Genomic DNA, 737 nt, shown 5'->3' on the forward strand with positions numbered 1-737 from the left:
CCCCTCCGTCCCGCACGCCGCCGCCCCCCGGATCCGCCGGGACCCGGTGTGCCCGGGGGCGACGCGAAGCGCCCCCGGGGCCTCACGCCGGGCTCACGGACACAACCGCTCCAGCGTCCACCGGCCGCCCTCCCCCCGGCGGTACCGCAACCGGTCGTGCAGCCGGTTCTCCCGGCCCTGCCAGAACTCCACCGTCTCCGGCTCCACCCGGAAACCGCCCCACTGCGGCGGGGCCGGCACGTCCTCGGCCTCCGGGTACCGCTCGGCCAGCGCCGCGTACCGCCGATCCAGCTCCTCCCGCGAGGCCACCGGCTCCGACTGCTCACTCGCCCACGCCCCCAACTGGGAGCCGTGCGGCCGGGTGCGGAAGTACCGCGCGCTCTCGCCCCGGTCGGTGCGCCGCGCCGTCCCCGAGACAATCACCTGCCGGGCGATCGGGTGCCAGGGGAAGAGCAGCGAGACCCGGGGGTTGGCCGCGATGTCCCGGCCCTTGCGGGAGCCGTAGTGGGTGAAGAAGACGAAGCCGCGCTCGTCGTACTCCTTCAGCAGGACCGTCCGGGAGGAGGGCACCCCGTGGTCGTCCACCGTCGAGAGCACCATGGCGTTGGGCTCGTGGAGACCGATCTCGACCGCCGCCGCGAACCACCGGCCGAACTGGGTGATCGGGTCCGGGGCCAATTCGTCCTCCGACAGCCCCTCCGACCGGTAGCGGGCCCGCATCGGGGCGGGGTCCGGGC

General features: G+C 75.2%; 1 protein-coding gene. It reads right to left on the minus strand.

Features of this window, described 5'->3' with window-relative positions:
• Positions 1-93 precede the first annotated feature (93 nt).
• On the minus strand, positions 94-737 hold a 644-nt coding region (gene pdxH, locus FOE67_RS27530; protein WP_228474368.1), incomplete at its 5' end, for a pyridoxamine 5'-phosphate oxidase.

The organism is Streptomyces calidiresistens (assembly GCF_014141525.1).
Lineage (GTDB): Bacteria > Actinomycetota > Actinomycetes > Streptomycetales > Streptomycetaceae > Streptomyces > Streptomyces calidiresistens.